At 27.5% G+C, this 3813-nt stretch carries 4 protein-coding genes; 1 reads left to right on the plus strand and 3 read right to left on the minus strand.

All coding sequences use genetic code 11. The features are described 5' to 3' along the window. Positions 1 to 38: 38 nt before the first annotated feature. From ACQCX0_RS00630 to ACQCX0_RS00640, 3 genes are all read right to left on the minus strand, one after another. Positions 39 to 1016, minus strand: coding sequence for a septal ring lytic transglycosylase RlpA family protein (locus ACQCX0_RS00630; protein ID WP_462562151.1), 978 nt, complete (start codon positions 1014 to 1016; stop codon positions 39 to 41). 231 nt (positions 1017 to 1247) lie between these two features. Next, positions 1248 to 2381: a lytic murein transglycosylase gene (locus tag ACQCX0_RS00635; protein WP_462562152.1), complete on the minus strand. Its 1134-nt coding sequence runs from the start codon at positions 2379 to 2381 to the stop codon at positions 1248 to 1250. Positions 2382 to 2457: 76 nt separating this feature from the next. Then, positions 2458 to 3444 carry an RluA family pseudouridine synthase gene (locus ACQCX0_RS00640; protein ID WP_462562154.1) on the minus strand — a complete coding sequence of 329 codons (987 nt, stop codon included), beginning with the start codon at positions 3442 to 3444 and terminating at the stop codon, positions 2458 to 2460. 29 nt (positions 3445 to 3473) lie between these two features. On the opposite strand from ACQCX0_RS00640, the gene ACQCX0_RS00645 reads away from it, so the two are divergent. Further along, a complete protein-coding gene (locus ACQCX0_RS00645; protein ID WP_462562155.1) occupies positions 3474 to 3806 on the plus strand; it encodes a hypothetical protein in 333 nt (110 codons plus the stop codon). The last annotated feature ends 7 nt before the right edge of the window (positions 3807 to 3813 follow it).

The raw sequence follows: 3813 nt of genomic DNA on the forward strand, positions 1-3813 counted from the left end.
TCATAGATTCTTTAAAAGTATTATATTATGAATAAAAGTTATTCTTCTACAATAACCCTAGAAGTTGTATACCCCATGCTTACTAGATTATCCTTAGCTTTTTTAGCATCATCTATACTACCGTAAGGACCTACTCTAAGCCTTAGTAAATTTCTGCCTTCTAAATCTACTTTTTGTAGAGTTACAACTCCGATTTTACTTAAAGAGTGTACAGTACTGCTAACCTTATTATTATCTTCTTTAAAGGCACCTACTTGTACAAATACTCCTCTTGGAACATAGCTTTTAATACTTCTAGGTTCTACAAGATTAATAGGTTTCAAATCTTTTTTATTAATTACATCATCTAGTGCGGCATTCGCTCTAAGCACTCCGTCTTTAATGTTAGATTCTTTTATACCATCATTACTATTTATAGAAACCATAGCATATTTTTCTTCTTGAATTTTCTGTACCTGTGGTTGGTTTGTTGTCACAGGAGCTACATTTTGGTTAGAATATTTTTTTACTTCTTTTACTACTTCATCAGTAATATTACTTAAAAGCTTTACTCTAACATTTGCCGTACCTTTATCTTCAAATCCCAACATTTCTGCAGCTCTTTTTGATAAATCAATTACTCTACCATTAGAAAAAGGTCCTCTATCATTAACCCTTACAATAATTTTACGTCCGTTATCCATATTAGTAACTTCTACTATACTAGGTAATGGCAAAGTAGGATGGGCGGCACTTATTTGATTCTTATCAAAAAGCTCACCGTTAGCGGTTAAATTTCCTTGAAATTGCTCACCGTACCAAGAAGCAATGCCTATAACATCATACTCTTCTTGCATACTAGGCTTATAAGTAATACCAAATTGTTTATATTCCGTACCTACCTTATAAGTTGGTTTAGCTACAAAATTAGTTTGCCCTTCCACTAATTTTGTTATTGGCTTAAATGATGTTGCTGCCAAAGCAGATGCTACACTTATACTACTTAGCAATATAGATATCTTCACTATGTTTTTCATAACTAATCCCTTATCAATTATTTATTATTAATTAACTTATTAGTAATAAGTTATTAACTTGTTTTTAAGTATTATTAATTAATTATTAATTCATTGCAAGTAAAAATTAATAAAAAATATATCTTACTTAAAAAATAGTTAATTTCTAGGGGTAAAAAAACACTAGAATGCTAATAAAGACTAGGGTTATAATTATTTATAGAAAAATAATATTTTATTAAGATTATTAACTTATTTATAGCTTTCATTATCTTGCTTATATTTATAATATTCCTCAAAAAGCTTATCTTTTTGGGGTTCTAATTTAGAATCATCAACCGATTCTTTAGCAATATCAGTATTGAATTCCATTACGTCCATATATGATTTATATTCTTGAAGTTCTTCACTTAATAATGCTATAGATATTGTATTACTCAAAGAATTATTCCATCTTATTAAATTATAAAAACTACTGTTTGCTAATAAAGCTACACCTTGTATATTACTTGGAATAACTAAAGTTGTAGTTGCATTAGAATCCGGTAAAGCTTGACCGTTAGATAGTTTATAACCCATAATTTTCCATGTACTTAGGGTTTGTTCATTAAGACTTAAATTAGCATTGTTATTAGGAGGTATTACCTTATAACCCCAAGAACCTATCTTAGGGTTTACATTTAATCCCCAGCCCATTTGTTTTAAAAAATTAGCCACCGTAAGAAATATATCACTTTGATTATTAAATAAATCTACTTTGATACTATTAGATTTAGCTGTAACTCCGTAAGCCTTATAATCTGATGGTAAAAATTGTAAAACTCCTAATTTACCTTCAAAAGAAGCAACAGTTGCTATTGACAAATTATTACTATAAATTAATAATAATAAACTATCTAATTCTTTTTTATAGAATGCAAAATTATCTCTTACAGCTAAGGTAGAAATAACACTAAGTGCATTATAATTATCTATATTTTTACCATAATTACTTTGTATACCTAAAAAAGCTACTATTAACGATCTTGCTACTTTATATTTCTTCTCTATATTTGTTAATTCTTTGTTATGCTTTACTAAAAATTCTTTACCCGCAGTAATTTTCTCAGAATTAAGTAAACTATTACCTATTTGGGAATCTTTAAGTATATCTTCTTGATTAAGTTGATTTAATTTAAGTAGAAAATAAAGCGGTTTAGCATTATCAAAAACTTCATTTAGAAAGTCTTCTGAGAGATTTAATCTTACATAGGCTTCCTGTTTATAAGTTTTAATCCACCTAGCATATTCAAGTTCAAACTTTTTTTCTCTTATTTCATCAGAAAAATAAATACTAACTAAAGCTAAGATACTAATGCCAATAAAGATACGGTATATATTAACCATTTATTTTATAACTTGATATTATGATATAAACACGTATATATCATAATATCAATATATTTAAAAAGCAACTCTAAATCTAAAAAGAAAGTAATTTAGATATAACCTGCATTTCTAAGGGGTCAGCTATTTCAAAAACCATTTCTTTATTACTAACAGGATGAATAAAGCCTAATTTATAAGCATGCAATAATTGATGTTTAATATTTTTAAAAATTATTGCTAACTCCTGCGGTATTTTGTATAGATACTGAGACATCTTTTTACCATAAACCTCATCTCCTATTACAGGATATCCTAAATTAGACAGGTGTACTCTAATTTGATGAGTTCTACCAGTTTTAAGAGATAAATCTAATAGTGCTATAATGCTCTGATACTGCTTTAATACTTTATAAATAGTAATGGCTTTTCTGCCTTCATTCTTAGATGAGACAGCAATTTTTTTTCTATTTTTAGTACTTCTTACCAAATAGTTTTCTATACTATCTGTAGGGAATCTAGGAACCCCCCAAACCAGTGCTCTATAATTTCTAGTAATACTATGCTTTGCAAATTGTGTTTTCAAGGCAAGATGTACAATATTATTTTTAGCTACTACTAATAATCCTGATGTATTTTTATCCAATCTATGAACTATTCCTGGCCTCTCTAGCGTATCAATTGAAGATAATCCTTCAGCTCCGTAATGATAAAGTAACCCATTAACTAATGTATAATCAGTATTACCGGCTCCAGGATGCACTACTAATCCAACAGGTTTATTAATAACCGCCAAAGATTCATCTTCATAAAGAATATCCAGCTGTAATTTTTGAGGTAATAATAGGTCTATATCCTGAGTTAAATTTAAAGTAACAAAAAATTCATCTCCTGTTTGAACTATAATATCGCAAGCTTGAAGAAGTTTAATTTCTTTTTGATGATATTTTTTAACTTTTATATTGCCTTTTATGATTAGGTGTTTTATTTTATTTCTAGTAGTAGATGCTATGTTTTTAGTTAAAAAACTATCAACTCTTTGTTTATTATCAACATTACTAGCAATAATATGGTATTGTATCATTTTTATTTAATAATCAGGATATTAACAATATGGAAGACCCAGCAACTGTAAAATTACAAAAAATATTAAAAATAATCATCATAGTATTAGGAATTTTAATTGCTTTAGCTCTTATTTTAATTATTATAACATTTCTTAAAAAGAAAGAAGAAAAAAAACAAAATATTGCTACAAATATAAACCATAAACAGGCTATGGAAATTGCTTTAAATAATCCTCAATTGTTATTCCCTGATAGTTGCGGAAATATTGAAATTAACTATCAAGAAAATTATATATCCCTACATAGTAATAAATGCCGAAAAATAAGGATTATTCAGTTTAAAAGTAGTACTTTAAAAATACACGATCTTAGTTATTAACCTATAA

It is taken from the genome of Candidatus Hepatincolaceae symbiont of Strigamia maritima (assembly GCF_055505085.1).